The sequence below is a fragment of the Pseudomonas sp. TMW 2.1634 genome (assembly GCF_001703595.1).
In the GTDB taxonomy this organism is placed as follows: domain Bacteria; phylum Pseudomonadota; class Gammaproteobacteria; order Pseudomonadales; family Pseudomonadaceae; genus Aquipseudomonas; species Aquipseudomonas fragi.
Window position 1 is genome coordinate 116,374 of the sequence record NZ_CP016849.1, and the last position, 21,133, is coordinate 137,506.

At 58.2% G+C, this 21,133-nt stretch carries 17 protein-coding genes; 12 read left to right on the forward strand and 5 right to left on the reverse strand.

Annotation, left to right across the window (positions count from 1 at the left end):
• Positions 1-48: 48 nt before the first annotated feature.
• A complete protein-coding gene (minC, locus tag BFC21_RS00580) occupies positions 49-789 on the reverse strand; it encodes a septum site-determining protein MinC (RefSeq protein ID WP_088379381.1) in 741 nt (246 codons plus the stop codon).
• Between the two features lie 119 nt (positions 790-908).
• Between minC and BFC21_RS00585 the strand changes: the two genes are divergently transcribed.
• Positions 909-1,841: a lipid A biosynthesis lauroyl acyltransferase gene (locus BFC21_RS00585; protein WP_088379382.1), complete on the forward strand. Its 933-nt coding sequence runs from the start codon at positions 909-911 to the stop codon at positions 1,839-1,841.
• 30 nt (positions 1,842-1,871) lie between these two features.
• On the forward strand, positions 1,872-3,011 hold the full coding sequence (locus BFC21_RS00590) for a patatin-like phospholipase family protein (RefSeq protein ID WP_256557613.1): 1,140 nt from the start codon (positions 1,872-1,874) through the stop codon (positions 3,009-3,011).
• Positions 3,012-3,170: 159 nt separating this feature from the next.
• On the opposite strand, the gene BFC21_RS00595 is transcribed toward BFC21_RS00590, so the two are convergent.
• Both BFC21_RS00595 and BFC21_RS00600 read right to left on the reverse strand, forming a co-directional pair.
• Complete coding sequence (locus BFC21_RS00595; RefSeq protein ID WP_088379384.1) at positions 3,171-3,959, reverse strand: VacJ family lipoprotein; 789 nt, start codon at positions 3,957-3,959, stop codon at positions 3,171-3,173.
• Complete coding sequence (locus tag BFC21_RS00600; RefSeq protein WP_016780160.1) at positions 3,952-5,250, reverse strand: serine protein kinase PrkA; 1,299 nt, start codon at positions 5,248-5,250, stop codon at positions 3,952-3,954. Before BFC21_RS00600 ends, BFC21_RS00595 begins: the two co-directional genes overlap by 8 nt.
• A gap of 229 nt (positions 5,251-5,479) precedes the next feature.
• On the opposite strand from BFC21_RS00600, the gene BFC21_RS00605 reads away from it, so the two are divergent.
• Positions 5,480-5,842, forward strand: coding sequence for a hypothetical protein (locus BFC21_RS00605; RefSeq protein WP_088379385.1), 363 nt, complete (start codon positions 5,480-5,482; stop codon positions 5,840-5,842).
• A gap of 516 nt (positions 5,843-6,358) precedes the next feature.
• On the opposite strand, the gene BFC21_RS00615 is transcribed toward BFC21_RS00605, so the two are convergent.
• Entirely contained in the window at positions 6,359-7,909 is a 1,551-nt protein-coding gene (locus tag BFC21_RS00615) for a glycosyl hydrolase family 17 protein (RefSeq protein ID WP_095004172.1), read from the reverse strand.
• Positions 7,910-8,198: 289 nt separating this feature from the next.
• Here BFC21_RS00615 and BFC21_RS00625 point away from each other — a divergent pair, with 289 nt between their 5' ends.
• From BFC21_RS00625 to BFC21_RS00635, 3 genes are all read left to right on the forward strand, one after another.
• On the forward strand, positions 8,199-9,056 hold the full coding sequence (locus BFC21_RS00625) for a glycine betaine ABC transporter substrate-binding protein (RefSeq protein WP_088379387.1): 858 nt from the start codon (positions 8,199-8,201) through the stop codon (positions 9,054-9,056).
• A 223-nt stretch (positions 9,057-9,279) separates the two neighbouring features.
• The gene (locus tag BFC21_RS00630) at positions 9,280-9,591 is read left to right on the forward strand and encodes a DUF485 domain-containing protein (RefSeq protein WP_016780164.1); all 312 of its coding nucleotides are present in this window, start codon (positions 9,280-9,282) and stop codon (positions 9,589-9,591) included.
• Positions 9,588-11,246, forward strand: coding sequence for a cation acetate symporter (locus BFC21_RS00635; RefSeq protein WP_088379388.1), 1,659 nt, complete (start codon positions 9,588-9,590; stop codon positions 11,244-11,246). Before BFC21_RS00630 ends, BFC21_RS00635 begins: the two co-directional genes overlap by 4 nt.
• A 563-nt stretch (positions 11,247-11,809) precedes the next feature.
• Here BFC21_RS00635 and gltA read toward each other — a convergent pair.
• Positions 11,810-13,099, reverse strand: coding sequence for a citrate synthase (gene gltA / locus BFC21_RS00640; protein WP_016780166.1), 1,290 nt, complete (start codon positions 13,097-13,099; stop codon positions 11,810-11,812).
• Between the two features lie 351 nt (positions 13,100-13,450).
• On the opposite strand from gltA, the gene sdhC reads away from it, so the two are divergent.
• The 6 genes from sdhC (at position 13,451) to odhB (ending at position 21,048) form a co-directional block, all read left to right on the forward strand.
• Positions 13,451-13,837, forward strand: a complete 387-nt coding sequence (gene sdhC / locus BFC21_RS00645) for a succinate dehydrogenase, cytochrome b556 subunit (RefSeq protein ID WP_088500128.1) — start codon at positions 13,451-13,453, stop codon at positions 13,835-13,837.
• Positions 13,831-14,199, forward strand: a complete 369-nt coding sequence (gene sdhD, locus BFC21_RS00650) for a succinate dehydrogenase, hydrophobic membrane anchor protein (RefSeq protein ID WP_003446906.1) — start codon at positions 13,831-13,833, stop codon at positions 14,197-14,199. The genes sdhC and sdhD overlap by 7 nt, the downstream gene beginning before the upstream one ends.
• 3 nt (positions 14,200-14,202) lie before the next feature.
• Positions 14,203-15,978: a succinate dehydrogenase flavoprotein subunit gene (sdhA, locus tag BFC21_RS00655; protein WP_016780168.1), complete on the forward strand. Its 1,776-nt coding sequence runs from the start codon at positions 14,203-14,205 to the stop codon at positions 15,976-15,978.
• Positions 15,979-15,989: 11 nt separating this feature from the next.
• Positions 15,990-16,694 (forward strand): succinate dehydrogenase iron-sulfur subunit, encoded by a 705-nt coding sequence (locus BFC21_RS00660; RefSeq protein ID WP_088379389.1) that lies wholly within the window; start codon positions 15,990-15,992, stop codon positions 16,692-16,694.
• Positions 16,695-16,954: 260 nt separating this feature from the next.
• Entirely contained in the window at positions 16,955-19,786 is a 2,832-nt protein-coding gene (locus tag BFC21_RS00665; RefSeq protein ID WP_020467780.1) for a 2-oxoglutarate dehydrogenase E1 component, read from the forward strand.
• A 41-nt stretch (positions 19,787-19,827) separates the two neighbouring features.
• Positions 19,828-21,048 (forward strand): 2-oxoglutarate dehydrogenase complex dihydrolipoyllysine-residue succinyltransferase, encoded by a 1,221-nt coding sequence (odhB, locus tag BFC21_RS00670; protein ID WP_088379390.1) that lies wholly within the window; start codon positions 19,828-19,830, stop codon positions 21,046-21,048.
• Positions 21,049-21,133 lie beyond the last annotated feature (85 nt).

The following is a 21,133-nucleotide window of genomic DNA, read 5'->3' on the forward strand; positions in this document are numbered from 1 at the left end:
TGTTTTCACTACGATTTTGAGATGGTTGGAAAATGGCGAGAGTATCCGTTAAAGCCGGGTGATGTTCAACATGTCACTTGACAGACTGATCTGAACCCCTGTTCCCCATAGCGGATCCCGACGCAGGTCTTCAGAGACCTTGTACTTGCCCGCAATTGACACTAGCTCGGCGCTCAACTGCTGGCAAAAAATCCTTGCCTTGGTGTTGCCTTTGTGTCCGGCCAGTGCGCGACCCCGCATTGGCCCGTAAACATGGATGTTGCCATCGGCCATAAGTTCCGCGCCGGGGCTGACGGAAGCGATGACCACCAGGTCGCAGCCTTCGGCATACACGGTCTGGCCTCCGCGTACCGGGCTGGTGATGATTTTGGTCGGCTTGATGGCCGGCTCCGGCGGTTTTTCCGGTTTTTTTGGCTCGACCACCACTTCAATCGGGTCGATCGGTCGCTCACGCGCGCCTGAAGGCGGCAGCACGGGCAGGTCGATGGCAATGGCGGCGGCAATGTCTTCGATGCGGCTGGCGCGAATGGCCAGGGTGCGCAGGCCATGCTGGCGGCAGACACGCATCAGCCCGGGCAAATCGATGGCGCCTTCACTGGCGGGCAGCTTGTCCAGCGCCAGTACCAGTGGGGTATTACTGAAAAAGTTCGGCGCCTGGGCCACTTTGGCAGCCAGTTGGCGGTCCAGGGCTTCAAGGTTGTTGTGCGCAAGTTCCAGCACCGTGATGGCGAGCATACTGCCCTTAAGCTGGAACACGGGGGCTTGGTCTAGCGATTCGGTTTGGCTCATGGTTGCTTAACGCGACTTGTCACTTAAAGTGCTGAGACTTATAACGAGAACGCCCGCAGGCCGCAAGCCGGGTCTAACGATGTAGAATGGCCGACCCTTGTGTCTGTCCGGAATCATTAATGGATCGCCCGCGTTTTCGTGCCGCTTTTTTTCATCCGCGCTTCTGGCTGCTATGGCTGGGCCTGGGCGTGCTGTGGTTGGTGGTGCAACTGCCTTATAAAGTACAACTGTATATCGGCCGTGGCCTTGGCGCCCTGATGTATCGGGTGGCCGGTGATCGTCGGCGGATTGCCACGCGCAACCTTGAGTTGTGTTTCCCTGAAAAGTCGGCCGCCGAGCGCAAGCAATTGCTCAAGGAAAACTTCGCCTCCACCGGCATTGCCTTTTTTGAGATGGCCATGAGCTGGTGGTGGTCAAAACCGCGTCTGGCCAAACTGGCCCATGTCGAAGGGCTGGAGCACCTCAAGCAGGCCCAGCTCGAAGGCAAGGGCGTGATCCTGATGGCGTTCCACTTCACCACCCTGGAAATCGGTGCCGCCTTGCTCGGCCAGCAGCACACCATCGACGGCATGTACCGCGAGCACAAGAACCCGCTGTTCGATTTTATCCAGCGTCGCGGCCGAGAGCGGCATAACGTCGATTCGCTGGCGGTCGAGCGTGATGATGTGCGTGGCATGCTCAAGCTGCTGCGCTCCGGGCGGGCGATCTGGTATGCACCCGATCAGGACTACGGCGCCAAGCAAAGTATCTTTGTGCCGCTGTTCGGTATTCCTGCGGCTACCGTTACGGCTACCAGCAAGTTTGCCAAACTGGGCAAAGCGCAGGTTGTGCCCTTTACTCAACAAAGACTGGCCGACGGCAGTGGGTACAAGCTGGTCATTCATCCGCCACTGAGGGATTTCCCCGGAGAAAGCGATGAGGCTGATTGCTTGCGAATCAATCAATGGGTTGAACGGGCGGTGCGTGAATGCCCCGAGCAGTATCTGTGGGCCCATCGCCGTTTCAAGACCCGCCCGCCCGGCGAGCCCAAGCTCTACGACAAACGCCGCTGAGGCGGCCGCCCGGCCGTGACGGCGGCGCCGGTGACGGGTCTGATCCTGTCTGGCGGTGGCGCGCGGGCGGCTTATCAGGTCGGCGTGCTGGCGGCGATTGCCGAGTTGCTGCCAGCCGGTGCCGCCAACCCGTTCCCGGTTATTGTCGGCACCTCGGCGGGGGCGATCAACGCGGTCAGCCTGGCCAGCGGGGCGATGGATTTCACCCGCGCGGTCGAGCACCTGACCGCGTTCTGGCAGGGCTTTGAAAGCCGGCGTGTGCTGCGCAGCGACTGGCCCGGGGTGCTGCACCAGGCCACACGCTTCCTGGGGCACAGCCTGCTCGGGCTGGGCGCCCATGTGCCGGTGGCGCTGCTCGACAGCTCGCCCTTGCGCTCTCTGTTGCAGGCCAAAATCAATTTTCCCGGTATCGAGCAGGCGATTGCCCAGCAGCATCTGCGGGCCGTCGCCGTCACGGCATTTGGCTACTCGTCCAGCCAGGCGGTGACCTTTTACCAGGGCAAGGGCACCATCAATGGCTGGTTGCGCCACCGGCGTATCGGCATGCCCACGGCGTTGACGGTGGAGCACTTGCTGGCCAGCTCGGCCATTCCGCTGTTGTTTGCCCCGGTCAAGATTGGCGAGGAGTACTTCGGTGATGGCGCCGTGCGTCAGTCGGCGCCCATTAGCCCGGCACTGCACCTGGGGGCCAGCCGGGTGCTGGTGGTGGGCGTGAGCGGTAACCCGCGCGGGCCCGACCTGCAGGACGACCAGCCGCGCTACTACAACGCGCAGCAGCCAACCCTGGCGCAAATTGGCGGGCATATGCTCAACAGTACGTTTATCGACAGCCTGGAGAGCGATATCGAGCTGCTTGAGCGGCTCAATCACTTTAGCCGCCTGCTGCCCAGGCACTCCGACAACCTGGGCTTGTCGCCCGTGGAAGTCCTGGTGATTGCGCCGAGCCAGCCGATTGACGAGATCGCGGCCCGCCATCGGCATGAGCTGCCGGCCGCGCTGCGCATGTTCTTGCGTGGCCCGGGTGCGACCAAAACCAGTGGTGCAGGGGTGCTCAGCTACCTGCTGTTCGAGGCGGGTTATTGTCGGGAGTTGATCGAGCTGGGGCGTCGTGACGCGATGGCCAAGCGCGAAGCGCTGTGCCAGTTTTTGCGGGTGTCCTGTAGCCGTTGACGAGCAACGCGAGGCTACGTCCGGCTGCGCAGCAGTCGTAAAACCATTTCCCCGGGTGTTACAGATACACCGCGTTTAAAGGCTTGACGACGATTGCATCGTCGGACGCAGCCTCGCGTTGCTCGTCAGCTGCTACGAGGGTATGCGTCCATGCTGATGCTACTCCGCAATCTGCAACTTGCGCGCTTCGGTGTAAATGTAACGCAGCTTGTCGTACTCAAACGGTGAGTCGAACTGGCCATAGCGGAAGCTGGTGTTGTAGCGCTTGTCGACCGCGCCCAGCACCCAGATCTCGGGGTGGCGGGTGCTCTCGTGCGGTACGTTGAGGAAGTTGATTTCCTGGTTGACGCCAAAGTCGACCACCAGCCCCGTGGTGTCGCGCAGGTTCGACGGGCCAAGGATCGGCAGCATCAGGTAAGCACCGCCCGGTACGCCGTAAAAGCCCAGGGTCTGGCCGAAGTCTTCACTTTGGCGGGGCAGGCCCATTGCCGTGGCAGGGTCCCACAAGCCACCGATACCTATGGTTGTGTTCAGCAGCAAACGCCCAGTGGTTTCCAGCGAGCGATGGCCCTTGAGCTGCAGCAGGCTGTTGAACAGGTTGGGGACATCCCCCAGGTTGTTGAAGAAATTGCTTACGCCCGTGCGCAGGAAGCTTGGCGTGACATAGCGATAGCCGTTGACCACCGGCAGGAACACCCACTGATCGAAGCGGTAGTTGAAGTGGTAGATCCGGCGGTTGAGCGGCTCCAGCGGGTCATAGATGCTCAGTGCGTTCATGGTGGCGCGCTCGAACTCACGCTGATCCAGGCCCGGATTGAACTTAAGCAGTTTTAACGGCTGGGTAAACCCGTCGACATCCGGGGTCAGTTCCGTGTGAGCCTTGCTGTTGTCGGCATGGGCGAAGCCTGCGCCGAGCAGGGCGGCGAGAAGCAGTAATTGTTTAGCCACGGAAGAACTCCAGCATATCGTCAGCGTTGACTCGGTAGTTGAGATTGCCGCAGTGGCCACCATACGGATAAACCGTCAGGCGATTACCGAAGGTTTTACGCAGAAAGCCCAAGTCACCAGGGCCAAGGATAATGTCGTCGGCGTTATGCATGACGGCAATCTTCGGGCTGTTTTTCAAGTAGTCCTGCAGGGCGTACAGGCTGACCTGGTCGATCAGTTGCAACAGGCTGCCGCCATCGGTCTTGGCGCGCCACATGGGAATCACCTGCTCGGTCAGGTAGCAGTCAAAGTCACACTGCAACGAACGCTTGAGAAACGGCGTGAGGCTGGTGCCTTCGGTGATCGGGTAGTTCGGCGGGGTGATCAGGCCACGGCGGTTGATCAGGTCCGAGGTGAACACGATATCGGCCGAAGAGAAACGAAACACCGTGCCGATCAGCATGGCCATTTGCTCGTTGGTCAGGCGCTCCTTGGAGTTTTGCAGGTCATAGACCAGGGCCGCATTGAGGTCGACCCGGCCTTTGTCCTGAAAGTAGCGGGTCAACTTGCCCAGCACCAGTTCGTAGAACGTGGTGGAGTTGTTGATGCCCTTGACCTCGGTCTGCACCAGCTTGTCGAGGTTGCTGATGGAGGTAAACAGATTGACCGGCGGGTTGAGCATCAAGACTTTTTTGAAGTTGAAGCTTTTGCGGGTTTCATCCAGATGGCTGACAAAGGCCGCATCCAGTGCGCCCAGGCTATAGCCCGCCAGGTAGTAGTCGGTGACGGGCAGCTTGGCCTGTTGGGCGCGCACGGCTTGCATCACATGGTACAAATCCTCGGCGTCGTACTGGCTGATGCCGGGTGTGGCCAGGCGCGAAGCCGAGCTCATGAAGTCATAGCTGGTCGGTGAGGACAGCTGCACGACGTGATAGCCCTCCTGGTAGAAGAGCTTTTTCAGGTATTCGTTGAGGCTGCTGTCGTAGGCGGCGCCGGTGCCGGCAATCAGGAACATCAGCGGTGCCGGGTGATCCTGTTTGGCCATGCGGTAAGTGAGTTTTTTCACTGCCCAGAAATTGGCCGGCAGTATGTGCTCACGTTCAGGGCGCAGGTTGAGGGTGTAGTCCGACTGGTTGATATCATCTTCGTCGGGCAGCAACGGGCGCATTTGTGGCGGGGTGGTGGCAATCGTGGCTTCGAACGGATTGGTTATCGGATAGCCATACGTGGCGGGGTCGACATCGACCGCCTGCGCGGACGCACTCAAGATAAGGCCGCCCAATAAGGCAGCGAAGGGCAGAGAACGGAGCATGAAGACTATCCCTAATAAGGTGCGCAAAAGATTCGCAGGCTATGACCACAGGGCTAGTACTGAAGTGCCATTTGGCGGCACCAAATATTTCCCCAAAGAGTCCCGAACAGGCAAAAAGCCTCCCAAGATACACGCTGAATGACTTTAGTTAACAGATATCTGATTGCAAGGCTTGCATAGCCGAAGATGGGGATTAAGCTGGGCGCCGCTTTTGCCTATCGGAGTTTTTATGCGACCTCGTTTACCGTGGATCTTGCTGCTTGTTGCCCTGCCTGTTTGGTTGCTCGCCAGTTATGGGTTGCGATACGGCTTGATGGAGGACTCGCAGTGGGTAGGAACCTGTGTTGCCGAGGCCGCGCGCTGGGAATGCCAGTTGCGGGCTAACCTGGGCTTGTTGATTCATTTCCGGGTGTTGGGCTGGGTTGCGCTGGTGCTGTCGATTATTGCTTTTTGCGTGCGTGGGCGTGTCGGCTGCGCACTGGCGGTGCTGGCCCTGCTGTTCGGCCTGCCCGCACTGGCGCTGTATAACGCCAGCCTGGCAGTGTTTGCCGTGGTAATTGCCGGGTTGCGCTTGGTGCGCGCGGCAAAGTAAACCCTGGTCCTCTGTGGGAGCGGGCTTGCCCGCGATGGCAGCCCCCAGGTTTTTCAGGCAGATCGAGTTGCAAGCATCGCAGGCAAGCCAGCTCCCACAGATGTTGTGGTGCCCTCAAAGCCTGATGCTGGCCTGATCCTCTGTGGGAGCGGGCTTGCTCGCGATGGCATCGCCGCGGTTTACCTGACAGACCGCGGGGCCTGCATCGCAGGCAAGCCAGCTCCCACAGATGTTGTGGTGCCCTCAAAGCCTGATGCTGGCCTGGTCCTCTGTGGGAGCGGGCTTGCTCGCGATGGCATCACCGCGGTTTACCTGACAGACCTCGTGGCCTGCATCGCAGGCAAGCCAGCTCCCACAGATGTCGTGGTGCCCTCAAAGCCTGATGCTGGCCTGATCCTCTGTGGGAGCGGGCTTGCTCGCGATGGCGTCGCTGCGGTTTACCTGACAGACCGCGGGGCCTGCATCGCAGGCAAGCCAACTCCCACAAAAAACTAGCCGCTTAAAGTCTGCAGTGAGTCAGGCGCGCTTGCGCACACTGCGCCACAGCGCCATCACCAGCAAGACGCTAACCAGTGCCCATATCCAGGCCTGTTGGTTATGCAGGCCTTCGCGGTATAACTGTACCGGTATGCCTGCCCCAATGATCAAGGCCAGCAGGCCGAACTCACGGCGGGGGCCGCCCACCGGGCGCAGCAGGTAAACCAGCGCAGGCAGCAGCAGGGCGGCACTGGGGAAGCTGCGATAGCGCGGCTCGAACACCAGCCCCAGCATCATCACTGCACCGGCAAACCCGGCGGCGGCCAGCCACCAGCCGGCACGGCGCTCCAGCACATTGAACAGGCGTTCGCGCCAGCCGTCTTTCTGGCCAAGGGCCAATGCGCCGTGGGTCAGCACGATCAGGTTCAGGCCAACCAGCAAGCCAGCCCATAGCCACTCGCCAGCAAAGCGGCTGGTCACGGAGGCCAGTTCAGCCCATGCCACGATGCTGCATCCTGCCACCGCACCCAGTGCTGGCAGTAATACCGCTGCACGTTTTGTGCGGACCTTGCCGCCCATCAGCAGTGTGCCCAGAAACAGCACAGCGCCAAAACCCAGCCAGACCGGCCAGTGCGGCAGGTTGGAGACCGGGCCGGCGAGGATGCCCTTGTCCTGGCGATCCGCATCGAACAACCCCCAATAACCGCCTACCGCGCCTTCGCTGCCACGTTTCCAGGGTTGGTCGAAGGCTTCAATCAGGTTGTACTTCCAGCCATTTTGCTCGGCGAGGGTGACAAAGCCGCGAATGAATTTTGCTTCGTTGATCCGGCTTGGCTGGGCGGTTTCGCGCTGACGACCTTCGCTGGGCCAGCCGGTCTCGCCGATCAGGATGTCCTTGGGGGCAAACTTGTTGCCGAATACCTGACGGACCTGGGCGACATGCTGTACCGCCTGGTCAATACCGGCCGGGTCATCTTCCCAGTACGGCAGCAGGTGAATGGTCAGGAAGTCCACCGCCGGGGCGATTTCCGGGTGCTGCAGCCAGAACTCCCAGACGTCTGCATAGGTAACCGGTTGCTTGACCTGGCTTTTTACCTTGTTGATCAGCCTGACCAGCTGTGGCGCCGTGACTTCCTTGCGCAGCAAGGCTTCGTTGCCGACGATCACCGCACTGACCACGTCCGGGTTGGCGTTGGCCGAGGCTATGAGCGCGTCGACTTCATGTTCCGTGGCAATCGGGTCGCTGCTCACCCACGCGCCGATCATCAGCTTGAGGCCGTGTTTGCGCGCCAACTCCGGCAGGGTTTCAAGGCCCGCTTGGGAATAGGTGCGAATGCATTGAAAGCGCGTGGCCAGCAACGCCAGGTCGGCGTCCATCCGCTCAGCCCGGGGCACGAAAGGCTGGTCGAACGGTGACTGGTCCTTGTCGAACGGCGTGTAGGACGCGCATTGCAGTTTATGGGTCGGTGTTGCCGCGTCAGGCAATATCACCGGTTGGCCCAGGCCGTACCAGAAGCCGGCAATGGCAAATACGCCCAGCAGGCAGGCAAGGAGATAAGGCAGCACAGGGAAGCGGGCAGTCGCGGACATGGTCAGGCCGTATGGGAGCAAAGCCGCGCATCTTACCTGCAATTGGGCGGGCGCAGCGGCTGCGTATAATTTTGACATGTATTGTTGGTCTGCCCGGCCATGCAAGGTCACGCGCATCCATCTGGCTAGGGTGGCCATGTCGCTGCGGGTTGCATGGGGGTCGTCGTCAGAGCAGGGCGCTTGGCAGGCGCGGTTGATTATCCGGTGCAAGTGATACGGGGTGGAATAACTCTGTAGGAATCTTGAGCGGCCCGGCACTCGTCGGGCCCGGCACTGTGGGGAATCAAAGATGAAGATGCGACGAATTTTGAGCGCGGGAGCAGCCTTGGTGCTGGCGATGAGTGCGGGCCTGGCCAGTGCCCAGGGCAAGCCGACCCTGAATATCGGTTATGTGGATGGTTGGTCCGACAGCGTGGCGACCACCCATGTAGCGGCCGAGGTGATTAAACAGAAGCTGGGTTATGACGTGAAGCTGATGCCCGTGGCCACCGGCATCATGTGGCAGGGCGTGGCCACGGGCAAGCTGGACGCCATGCTGTCCGCCTGGCTGCCGGTAACCCACGGCGAATACTGGGCCAAGAATAAAGACAAGGTTGTGGATTACGGCCCCAACTTTAAAGACGCCAAAATTGGCCTGATCGTCCCTGAATATGTAAAAGCCCAGTCCATTGCTGACTTGAAGGGCAGTGCTGAGTTCAAAAACAAGATTGTCGGTATCGATGCCGGGTCGGGCGTGATGCTTAAAACCGATGAGGCAATCAAGGATTACGACCTCAAGGGTTACAAGTTGCAGGCCAGCTCCGGGGCGGCAATGACCTCGGAACTGGGTCGTGCCTATGCTAAAAACGAACCGATAGCCGTGACCGGCTGGGTGCCGCACTGGATGTTTGCCAAGTGGAAACTGCGTTTTCTTGAGGATCCCAAGTCCGTGTTTGGCGCTGCTGAAACTGTAAACAGCATCGGCAGTAAAGAGTTGAACACCAAGGCGCCGGAAGTGGCGGCGTTTCTGGAGAAGTTTTCCTGGAATTCAAAAGACGAAATTGGTGAGGTAATGCTGGCCATTCAGGAGGGGGCAAAACCCGATGTAGCGGCCAAAGAGTGGGTGGCCAAACATCCGGAGCGGGTAGCGCAATGGACCGCTAAATAATCGCGAAGCGTCTAGCTCGCAGTACACAAGACCGCCGGGTGTTTTCGCCAGGCGGTTTTTGCTTGTCAGGCGGGTCGCAAAAGTTGTCATCGTCCTTACAGCCTAGAGAAACCGGGGGCTGCAGCAAATCAGAGGCTCTACTACTAAAGTCGTCTGGAATTGAATTTGCGCCGCCCTAATAGTGAAATCGTTCCATCTCATCTGTGCTGCGAGGACAAAAATAATGAACGACAGCATTTATATCTCGATTCAAAACAGCCCGCGTTTCAAGGAGCTGGTCAAAAAGAGAGAGCGTTTTGCCTGGATTCTTTCGGCAATCATGCTCGGGTTATATGCCGCCTTTATCCTGTTGATTGCATATGGGTCGCACATCATGGGGGCCAAGTTGAGCCCCGGCTCTTCCATTACCTGGGGTATTCCGATTGGTGTAGGGCTGATTGTTTCGGCCTTCGTGCTGACCGGTATCTATGTGCGTCGGGCCAATGGCGAGTTTGATGAGCTGAACAATGCAATTCTCAAGGAGGCTGGGCAATGATCGGGCGCTTATTGGCAACACTGGGCGCTTCAGCCCTTGCACCGGCAGTTTGGGCGGGGGAGGCCCTGACAGGTGAAGTGCAAAAACAACCGCTCAATATTTCGGCGATCATCATGTTCGTCGTATTTGTGGGCGCAACCCTGTGCATTACTTACTGGGCATCCAAGCGCAACAAGTCGGCGGCTGACTATTATGCGGCTGGCGGCAAGATCACCGGTTTCCAGAACGGCCTGGCGATTGCGGGCGACTATATGTCGGCAGCATCTTTTCTGGGTATTTCCGCGCTGGTCTACACCTCCGGCTACGATGGCCTGATCTATTCGATCGGCTTTCTGGTGGGCTGGCCGATCATTCTGTTCCTGATTGCCGAGCGTCTGCGTAACCTGGGTAAGTACACCTTTGCCGACGTGGCCTCGTACCGATTGGGTCAAACCCAGATTCGCTCGTTGTCGGCGTGTGGTTCGCTGGTGGTGGTAGCGTTCTACCTGATCGCGCAAATGGTCGGTGCCGGCAAGCTGATCCAGTTGCTGTTTGGCCTGGATTACCATGTTGCGGTGGTCCTGGTGGGTATCCTGATGTGCATGTATGTGTTGTTCGGCGGCATGCTGGCAACGACCTGGGTGCAGATCATCAAGGCGGTCATGTTGCTGTCGGGTGCCACGTTCATGGCTGTGATGGTCATGAAACATGTCAACTTTGACTTCAACGCCCTGTTTGCCGAAGCGGTGAAGATTCACCCTAAAGGTGAAGCAATCATGAGCCCGGGCGGGCTGGTGAAAGACCCGATCTCTGCATTCTCCCTCGGCCTGGCCCTGATGTTCGGTACTGCCGGCCTGCCACACATCCTGATGCGCTTCTTCACCGTGAGCGATGCCAAGGAAGCACGTAAAAGCGTGTTCTACGCAACGGGCTTTATCGGCTACTTCTATATCCTGACCTTTATCATCGGTTTTGGCGCGATCATCCTGGTGAGTACTAACCCGGACTTCAAGGACGCTGCTGGCGCCCTGCTGGGTGGTAACAACATGGCGGCTGTGCATCTTGCGGATGCGGTTGGCGGCAGCATGTTCCTGGGCTTTATTTCGGCAGTGGCTTTCGCCACCATCCTGGCGGTGGTTGCGGGGCTGACCCTGGCGGGCGCTTCTGCGGTATCCCATGACCTGTATGCCAGCGTGATCAAGAAGGGCAAGGCCAACGACAAGGAAGAGATCCGGGTTTCGAAGATCACCACCATTGCATTGGCGGTATTGGCGATTGGCCTGGGTATCCTGTTTGAAAGCCAGAACATCGCGTTTATGGTGGGCCTGGCGTTCTCCATTGCGGCGAGCTGCAACTTCCCGGTCTTGCTGCTTTCCATGTACTGGAAAAACCTGACCACCCGTGGCGCCATGATCGGCGGCTGGATGGGGCTGGTGAGCGCGGTTGGCCTGATGATCCTGGGTCCGACCATCTGGGTGCAGATCCTGCATCATGAAAAAGCGATCTTCCCTTACGAGTACCCGGCACTGTTCTCCATGATCATTGCGTTCGCGGGTATCTGGTTCTTCTCCATTACTGACAAATCCAAGTCGGCAGAGAAAGAGCGTGCGCTGTTCTTCCCTCAGTTTGTGCGTTCGCAGACGGGGTTGGGGGCGAGCGGGGCGGTGGATCATTGATCCGCAATAGATAGACAGTATGTTTAATCGAATCCCCCTGTCGTGAGGCAGGGGGATTTTTTTGTGTCGGGCAATCTTGGGGCTGTGCTGTCTGTGGGAGCTGGCTCGCCTGCGATGCGGGCTATAGGGTCTAGCAGGCAAAGCGCGGTGATGCCATCGCGAGCAAGCCCGCTCCCACAGTGGGGCAGGCCGGCTTCAGGCTGTGATGGCACCACAAAACTTGTGGGAGCTGGCTTGCCTGCGATGCAGGCGATAGGGTCTGGCAGGCAAAGCGCGGTGATGCCATCGCGAGCAAGCCCGCTCCCACAGTGGGTCAGGCCGGCATCAAGCTGTGATGGCACCACAAAACTTGTGGGAGCTGGCTTGCCTGCGATGCAGGCGATAGGGTCTGGCAGGCAAAGCGCGGTGATGCCATCGCGGGCAAGCCCGCTCCCACAGTGGATCAGGCCAACATCAGGCTTTGAGGGCTTCGCGGCAATCAAAAATCATGGGCACAAAAAAATACGGTCTCTATAAATAGAGGCCGTATTGTCTGCAATCAGGACGCTGTCGTGGGACAGGCCTTACTTGCGGTCTTCCAGCTTGGTGATGTCACGCTGCTCGTAGCCAGTGTACAGCTGGCGTGGACGGCCAATCTTGTACGGGCTGGAGAGCATTTCTTTCCAGTGCGAGATCCAGCCCACTGTACGCGACAGGGCGAAGATCACGGTGAACATGCTGGTCGGAATGCCGATCGCCTTGAGGATGATCCCCGAGTAGAAGTCGACGTTCGGGTACAGCGAGCGTTCGATGAAGTACGGGTCGGTCAGGGCGATCTCTTCCAGGCGCATGGCCAGTTCGAGTTGCGGATCGTTCTGGATCCCCAGTTCCTTGAGCACTTCGTCGCAGGTCTTTTTCATCACTGTGGCGCGTGGGTCGCGGTTTTTGTAAACCCGGTGACCGAAGCCCATCAGCTTGAACGGATCGTTCTTGTCCTTGGCCTTGGCGATGAACTTGTCGATGTTGGACACATCGCCAATTTCGTCGAGCATGGTCAGCACGGCTTCGTTGGCGCCGCCGTGGGCAGGGCCCCACAGTGCAGCAATACCGGCAGCAATACAGGCGAACGGGTTGGCGCCCGAAGAGCCCGCCAGACGCACGGTAGAGGTCGAGGCATTCTGTTCGTGGTCGGCGTGCAGGATAAAGATCTTGTCCATCGCCTTGGCCAGTACCGGGCTGATCGGTTTGATCTCGCACGGCGTGTTGAACATCATGTGCAGGAAGTTTTCGGCGTAGGTCAGGTCGTTACGCGGGTACATCATGGGTTGACCCATTGAGTACTTGTAAACCATCGCGGCCAGGGTTGGCATCTTGGCAACCAGGCGGATCGCGGAAATTTCACGATGCTGCGGGTTATTGATGTCCAGGGAGTCGTGGTAGAAGGCCGAGAGGGCGCCGACTACACCGCACATGACCGCCATCGGGTGGGCGTCACGACGGAAGCCGTTGAAGAAGGTCTTCAACTGCTCGTGAACCATGGTGTGGTTCTTCACGGTGCTGACAAATTGAGCCTTCTGCTCTGCGGTCGGCAGTTCGCCGTTCAGCAGCAGGTAAGCGGTCTCAAGGTAATCAGAATGTTCGGCCAGCTGTTCGATCGGGTAGCCGCGGTGCAGCAGGATACCGTTGTCACCATCAATATAGGTGATCTTCGACTCGCAAGATGCAGTCGACATGAAGCCAGGGTCAAATGTGAATCGGCCCGTGGCCGTCAGGCCTCGCACATCGATTACATCGGGACCCACGGTGCCAGTTAAAATGGGCAGCTCGACGGGGGCTGCGCCCTCGATGATCAACTGCGCTTTTTTGTCAGCCATGTGGCCTCCTATTTATGCTTGAAATCATCAGACAGACCCCCCACGCAGGGCCCGCACCACTATAGTGAGATAAATTCGAATGTCAATTTGCCTAAAGTCTTGCTGTACAAGGCTTTGAGAAGCATTTTTTCGCGATTATCCCTGCCGTTTACGCCTTTTATAGCCCGAGCGCAATGCGCTATTAGGGGGTGGGTGTTTGCGTTGTCATTAGTAACCTAACTGTCTATACTCGGCAGCCGACCGCCAGAGGCTTTTGGGCCTGTTTAGATGGGGGTCGTCACTCCCGGGTGGTGGGTACCTGACCAGTGCGCATCCCAACAAACTTGCCCTGATTGTTAGGGGCTCTTCAGTGTGAAAAAAGCCGTGAATAGCCAACGACCTGTAAACCTAGACCTAAGGACCATCAAACTCCCCATCACCGGCGTTACGTCATTTCTGCACCGTGTATCGGGCATTATTCTTTTTCTCGGCCTGGGCATCATGCTTTATGCATTGAGCAAATCCCTGGGTTCGGAAGAAGGCTTTGCCGAGGTGAAGGCATGCTTGACCAGTCCGCTGGCCAAATTCGTTGCGTGGGGCCTGCTCTCTGCCTTGCTGTATCACCTGGTTGCCGGTGTGCGCCACTTGATCATGGACATGGGCATCGGTGAGACGCTTGAAGGCGGCCGACTGGGCTCGAAAATCGTAATCGTCATTTCCGTGGTGATGATTGTTCTGGCGGGAGTTTGGATATGGTAACCAGCGTTACGAACCTGTCGCGTTCGGGCCTCTATGACTGGATGGCACAGCGTGTGTCTGCGGTTGTTCTAGCGGCTTATTTCATTTTCCTGATCGGGTACCTCGTTGCGAACCCAGGCATTGGCTACGCCCAATGGCATGAGCTGTTCGCAAGCAACTGGATGCGTATCTTCAGCCTGCTGGCCCTTGTTGCACTCGGCGCTCACGCCTGGGTCGGCATGTGGACCATCGCGACCGACTACCTGACGCCAATGGCGCTGGGCAAGTCCGCGACAGCAGTACGTTTCCTCTTCCAGGCAGTCTGCGGCGTTGCAATGTTCGCTTACTTCGTCTGGGGTGTGCAGATTCTTTGGGGTATCTGATTCATGGCTAACACAGTTAATACACTTTCGTTCGACGCCATCATCATTGGCGGCGGCGGTGCTGGCATGCGCGCTGCTCTGCAGCTGGCTCAAGGCGGTCACAAGACTGCCGTAATCACCAAGGTTTTCCCGACTCGTTCGCACACCGTATCGGCTCAGGGTGGCATTACCTGCGCGATCGCGTCTGCAGATCCAAACGATGACTGGCGCTGGCACATGTACGATACCGTCAAGGGTTCCGACTATATCGGTGACCAGGACGCTATCGAATACATGTGTTCCGTAGGTCCGGAAGCCGTGTTCGAACTCGAGCACATGGGTCTGCCGTTCTCCCGTACCGAACAGGGTCGTATCTACCAGCGTCCTTTCGGCGGTCAGTCCAAGGACTTCGGCAAGGGCGGCCAGGCTGCGCGTACTTGCGCTGCAGCCGACCGTACCGGTCACGCACTGTTGCACACCCTGTACCAGGCCAACCTCAAGGCCGGCACTGTATTCCTGAACGAATACTACGGTGTCGACCTGGTTAAAAACGAGGCTGGCGATTTCGTCGGCATGATCGTTATCTGCATCGAAACCGGTGAGACCTCCTACGTTCGCGCTAACGCGACCGTACTGGCGACTGGCGGTGCAGGCCGTATCTACTCGTCCACTACCAACGCACTGATCAACACCGGCGACGGTATTGGCATGGCGCTGCGTGCTGGCGTGCCGGTACAGGACATCGAAATGTGGCAGTTCCACCCGACCGGTATTGCCGGCGCCGGTGTACTGGTTACCGAAGGTTGCCGTGGTGAAGGTGGATACCTGATCAACAAGCACGGCGAGCGTTTCATGGAGCGTTATGCTCCGAACGCCAAAGACCTTGCCGGTCGTGACGTAGTTGCTCGCTCGATGGTTAAGGAAATCATCGCGGGCAACGGTTGCGGTCCTGACGGCGACCACGTGATGCTGAAACTCGATCACCTCGGTGAAGAAGTTCTGCACAGCCGCCTGCCAGGTATCTGCGAACTGTCGAAAACGTTCGCACACGTTGACCCGGTTCTGGCTCCAGTTCCAGTGGTTCCGACTTGCCACTATATGATGGGCGGCGTTGCTACCAACATTCATGGCCAGGCGATCACCCAGGACGCCGACGGCAACGACCAGATCATCCCTGGCCTGTTTGCAGTGGGTGAAGTGGCTTGCGTATCCGTACACGGTGCCAACCGTCTGGGCGGCAACTCGCTGCTCGACCTGGTGGTATTCGGTCGTGCTGCCGGCCTGTTCCTGGAACAGACCCTGAAAGAAGGCGTTGATTACGCCCGTCCACGCCAGTCCGACATCGACGCTGCCCTGGCACGTCTGGACGGCCTGAACTCGCGTACCGACGGCGAAGACGTGGCTACCCTGCGTAAAGAGCTGCAAAGCTGCATGCAGAACTACTTCGGTGTATTCCGTACTGGCGAATACATGCAGAAGGGTATTGCCCAGCTGGCTGACCTGCGCAAGCGCATCGCCAACGTGAAAATCAACGATAAGAGCCAGGCGTTCAACACGGCCCGTATCGAAGCCCTTGAGCTGCAAAACCTGCTCGAAGTGGCTGAAGCGACTGCAATCGCTGCTGAAGTTCGTAAGGAATCGCGCGGTGCTCACGCCCGTGAAGACTTCGAAGATCGTGACGACGTTAACTGGCTGTGCCACACCCTGTACTTCCCGGGTGACAAGCGCGTAGCCAAGCGTGCGGTGAACTTCTCGCCGAAAACCGTTCCGACCTTCGAACCTATGGTTCGGACTTACTAAGGGTGGCCGATATGTTGAAAGTCAGTGTTTATCGTTACAACCCTGATCAGGACGCCGCTCCGTTCATGCAGGAATTCGAGGTCAATACCAACGGTAAAGACCTGATGGTGCTGGACGTACTGGCCCTGATCAAAGAGCAGGACGAGGGTTTCTCCTATCGTCGCTCTTGCCGTGAGGGCGTTTGCGGCTCCGACGGCATGAACATCAACGGCAAGAACGGCCTGGCGTGTGTAACGCCGCTGTCCGCTGTCGTTAAAGGCAACAAGCTGATCGTTCGTCCTCTGCCAGGTTTGCCGGTTATCCGTGACCTGGTCGTTGATATGAGCATCTTCTACAAGCAATACGAGAAAGTTAAGCCGTTCCTGCAGAACGACACGCCGGCTCCGGCCATCGAGCGTCTGCAATCGCCAGAAGAGCGTGAAAAGCTCGACGGTCTGTACGAGTGCATCCTGTGCGCTTGCTGCTCGACCTCGTGCCCGTCCTTCTGGTGGAACCCGGACAAGTTCCTGGGCCCTGCTGCACTGCTGCAAGCCTATCGTTTCCTGGCTGACAGCCGTGACACCCGGACCAGCGAACGCCTGGCTTCACTGGATGACCCGTTCAGCGTATTCCGCTGCCGCGGGATCATGAACTGCGTAAACGTGTGTCCGAAGGGCCTGAACCCGACTAAGGCCATCGGTCACGTGCGTAGCATGCTGCTGCAAAGCGGCGTGTGATCCAAAGCAGTACCGCAGCACCGCTGTAACCGTAGATGCTACGGCGCAGGCTTCAACCGGCGCCGTAGTTATAACCTGAGCAACAGCTCATAAAGCTGCGGCTCTTATTTTGAAGAAATGAGACCAGCAGGGGCATCCGGGCTGGTACCCGGACTATCAGCGTGATCCTAAGTGGCTTGTTTTAGTCGCTGTATTCGGACTTTCTCAAGCATGCTCTGGTGTTCTCGTCGATGGTGTCCCCTAACCGAGGGTGACCAAGCATGCAAGAAAGCGTGATGCAGCGCATGTGGAACAGCGGCTATCTTTCAGGTGGTAACGCTGCCTATGTGGAAGAGCTCTATGAGCTCTACCTGCACGACCCTAACGCTGTGCCAGAAGAATGGCGCACCAAATTTCAGACGTTGCCTGTTGAAGGCAACTCTGCCAACGATGTTTCGCACTCCACAATCCGCGACCATTTCGTGCTGCTGGCAAAGAACCAGCGCCGCGCCCAACCGGTTTCTGCCGGGAGCGTGAGCAGTGAGCACGAGAAGAAGCAGGTTGAAGTGCTGCGATTGATCCAGGCCTATCGGATGCGCGGCCACCAGGCAGCCCAGCTTGATCCGCTGGGGCTGTGGCAGCGTCCTGCACCTGCAGACCTGTCGATCAATCATTACGGCTTGACCAATGCCGATCTTGATACGACCTTCCGTGCCGGCGACCTGTATATCGGCAAAGAGGAAGCGAGCCTACGCGAAATTCTCGAAGCGTTGCAGCAGACATATTGCCGCACCATTGGCGCAGAGTTCACGCACATCGTCGATTCCGAGCAGCGCCACTGGTTTGAACAGCGCCTCGAAAGCGTACGCGGCCGCCCGACGTACTCGGCTGAAGTCAAAAGCCATCTGCTTGAGCGCGTGACTGCTGCTGAAGGTCTGGAAAAGTACCTGGGTACCAAATACCCGGGCACCAAGCGTTTCGGCCTGGAAGGCGGCGAGAGCCTGATTCCTTTGCTGGACGAGCTGATCCAGCGTTCGGGCAACTACGGCACCAAGGAAATCGTTATCGGCATGGCCCACCGTGGTCGCCTGAACGTATTGGTGAACACCTTCGGCAAAAACCCGCGCGAGTTGTTCGACGAGTTCGAAGGCAAGAAAAAGATCGAGCTGGGTTCCGGTGACGTTAAATACCACCAGGGCTTCTCCTCCAACGTCATGACTGCCGGTGGTGAAGTTCACCTGGCAATGGCGTTTAACCCGTCCCACCTGGAAATCGTTTCTCCAGTGGTTGAGGGGTCTGTACGTGCTCGCCAGGACCGTCGTAACGACAGCACCGGCGAAAAGGTACTGCCAATTTCCATCCACGGTGATGCTGCATTCGCAGGTCAGGGCGTGGTCATGGAAACCTTCCAGATGTCGCAGACCCGCGGCTTCAAGACTGGCGGTACGGTTCACCTGGTGATCAACAACCAGGTCGGCTTCACCATCAGCAACCCGGAAGACTCCCGTTCCACCGAGTACTGCACTGACGTTGCGAAAATGATTCAGGCGCCGATCCTCCATGTCAATGGTGATGATCCGGAAGCCGTATTGTTCGTGACCCAGCTGGCTATCGACTACCGCATGCAGTTCAAGCGTGACGTCGTGATCGACTTGTTCTGCTACCGCCGTCGCGGTCACAACGAGGCCGACGAGCCAAACGGTACTCAACCACTGATGTATCAGCAGATCGCCAAGCAGCGCACTACCCGTGAACTGTATGCCGAGCGCCTGACGCAAGAGAAAGTGGTCGACGCAGAACGCGTTCAGGCCAAGATCGACGAATACCGCAACGCGCTGGACAACGGCCTGCATGTTGTGAAAAGTCTGGTCAAGGAACCGAACAAAGAGCTGTTCGTAGACTGGCGCCCATACCTGGGTCACGCCTGGACTGCTCGCCACGACACTCGTTTTGATCTGAAAACCCTGCAAGAACTGTCCGCCAAGCTGCTGGAAATTCCGGAAGGCTTCGTGGTGCAGCGTCAGGTGGCGAAGATCTACGAAGACCGTCAAAAAATGCAAGCCGGCGGCCTGCCGATCAACTGGGGTTATGCCGAAACAATGGCATACGCAACCCTGCAGTTCGAAGGTCACCCGATTCGCATGACCGGTCAGGACATTGGCCGCGGTACGTTCTCGCACCGTCACGCCGTGTTGCACAACCAGAAAGATGCTGGCACCTATATTCCTCTCAAGCACCTGTTCGAGGGTCAGCCACGCTTTGACCTGTACGACTCGCTGCTGTCCGAAGAAGCGGTCCTGGCGTTCGAATACGGCTACTCGACCACCACGCCAAACGCGCTGGTGATCTGGGAAGCCCAGTTCGGCGACTTCGCCAACGGCGCCCAGGTTGTAATCGACCAGTTCATCACCAGCGGTGAGCACAAGTGGGGCCGTCTGTGCGGTCTGACCATGCTGCTGCCACACGGTTATGAAGGTCAGGGCCCGGAGCACTCCTCTGCACGTCTTGAGCGTTACCTGCAATTGTGTGCCGAGCACAACATTCAGGTGTGCGTACCGACCACTCCGGCACAGATCTACCATCTGCTGCGCCGTCAGGTTATCCGTCCGCTGCGCAAGCCGCTGATCGTCCTGACACCGAAGTCGTTGCTGCGTCACAAACTGGCAATCTCGACCCTGGAAGATCTGGCCGAAGGTTCGTTCCAGACCGTTATTCCGGAAATCGATGCACAGGATCCGGCCAACGTCGGTCGCATCGTTCTGTGTAGCGGCAAGGTCTACTACGACCTGTTGGAAAAACGCCGTGCCGAAGGTCGTGATGACATCGCCATCGTGCGTCTTGAGCAGCTGTACCCGTTCCCTGAGGACGACTTGATTGAAGTCCTGGCTCCGTACAAAAACGCCAAGCATATTGTCTGGTGTCAGGAAGAGCCGATGAACCAGGGTGCCTGGTACTGCAGCCAGCATCACATGCGCCGCATCATCAGCGGTCACGACAAGTCTCTCGTACTCGAGTACGCGGGCCGTGACGCTTCTGCTGCACCTGCTTGTGGTTACGCATCGATGCACGCTGAGCAACAGGCAAAACTGTTGCAAGACGCGTTCACTGTTTAACGCCTTCGCGCACTGAAACCGAATTTAAGGAACCAAAGAACATGGCTATCGAGATCAAAGCCCCAACATTTCCGGAATCGGTTGCCGATGGCACCGTTGCCACCTGGCACAAGCAACCGGGCGACGCTGTAAAGCGCGATGACCTGATCGTTGATATCGAAACCGACAAGGTAGTGCTGGAAGTACTGGCCACTGCTGACGGCGTGCTGGGCGCTATCGTCAAGAACGAAGGCGACACCGTTCTGTCCGACGAAGTGCTGGGCTCCATCGTTGAAGGTGGCGCTGCTGCTGCCGCCCCTGCGGCTGCCGCTGCACCGGCTGCCCAGGCTGCTGCTCCTGCTGCCGATGGCGAAGACGATCCTGTTGCCGCACCTGCTGCGCGCAAGATCGCTGAAGAAAACGGTATCAACATCGCTTCCGTTGCCGGTACTGGCAAAGGCGGTCGTGTGACCAAGGAAGACGTAGTTGCTGCAGTTGCTGCCAAAAAAGCCGCGCCTGCTGCTGCGCCGGCCAAGGCCGCTGCACCTGCCGCTGCTGCTCCGGTATTCGCTGCTGGCGACCGCGTGGAAAAACGCGTTCCGATGACCCGCGTTCGTGCCACCGTGGCCAAGCGTCTGGTTGAAGCACAGTCGAACATGGCGATGCTGACCACTTTCAACGAAGTGGACATGACTGAAATCATGGCACTGCGTTCGAAGTACAAGGACCTGTTCGAGAAGTCCCACAACGGCGTACGCCTGGGCTTCATGTCGTTCTTCGTGAAAGCAGCTACCGAAGCACTGAAACGCTTCCCGGCCGTTAACGCCTCGATCGACGGTTCCGACATCGTTTACCACGGCTACGCCGACATCGGTGTGGCTGTTTCCAGCGACCGTGGTCTGGTGGTTCCGGTTCTGCGTAACGCCGAACTGATGAGCCTGGCTGAAATCGAAGGCGGCATCGCTGCCTACGGTAAAAAAGCCCGTGACGGCAAACTGTCGATCGACGAAATGACCGGTGGTACTTTCACCATCACCAACGGTGGTACTTTCGGTTCGATGATGTCGACCCCGATCGTTAACCCGCCGCAAGCCGCGATCCTGGGCATGCACAACATCCTTCAGCGTCCAATGGCAGTCAACGGTCAGGTAGTTATCCGTCCGATGATGTATTTGGCTCTGTCTTACGATCACCGCTTGATCGATGGCAAAGAAGCTGTAAGTTTCCTGGTAGCAATCAAAAACCTGCTGGAAGACCCGGCTCGTCTGCTGCTGGATATCTAATAGAAGCGGCTGCAAGTTTCAGGTGCCAGGCTGCGGGAAAAAGCAGTCTGGCATTGGCTTGCAGCTTGCTGCTGACAGCTTGTAG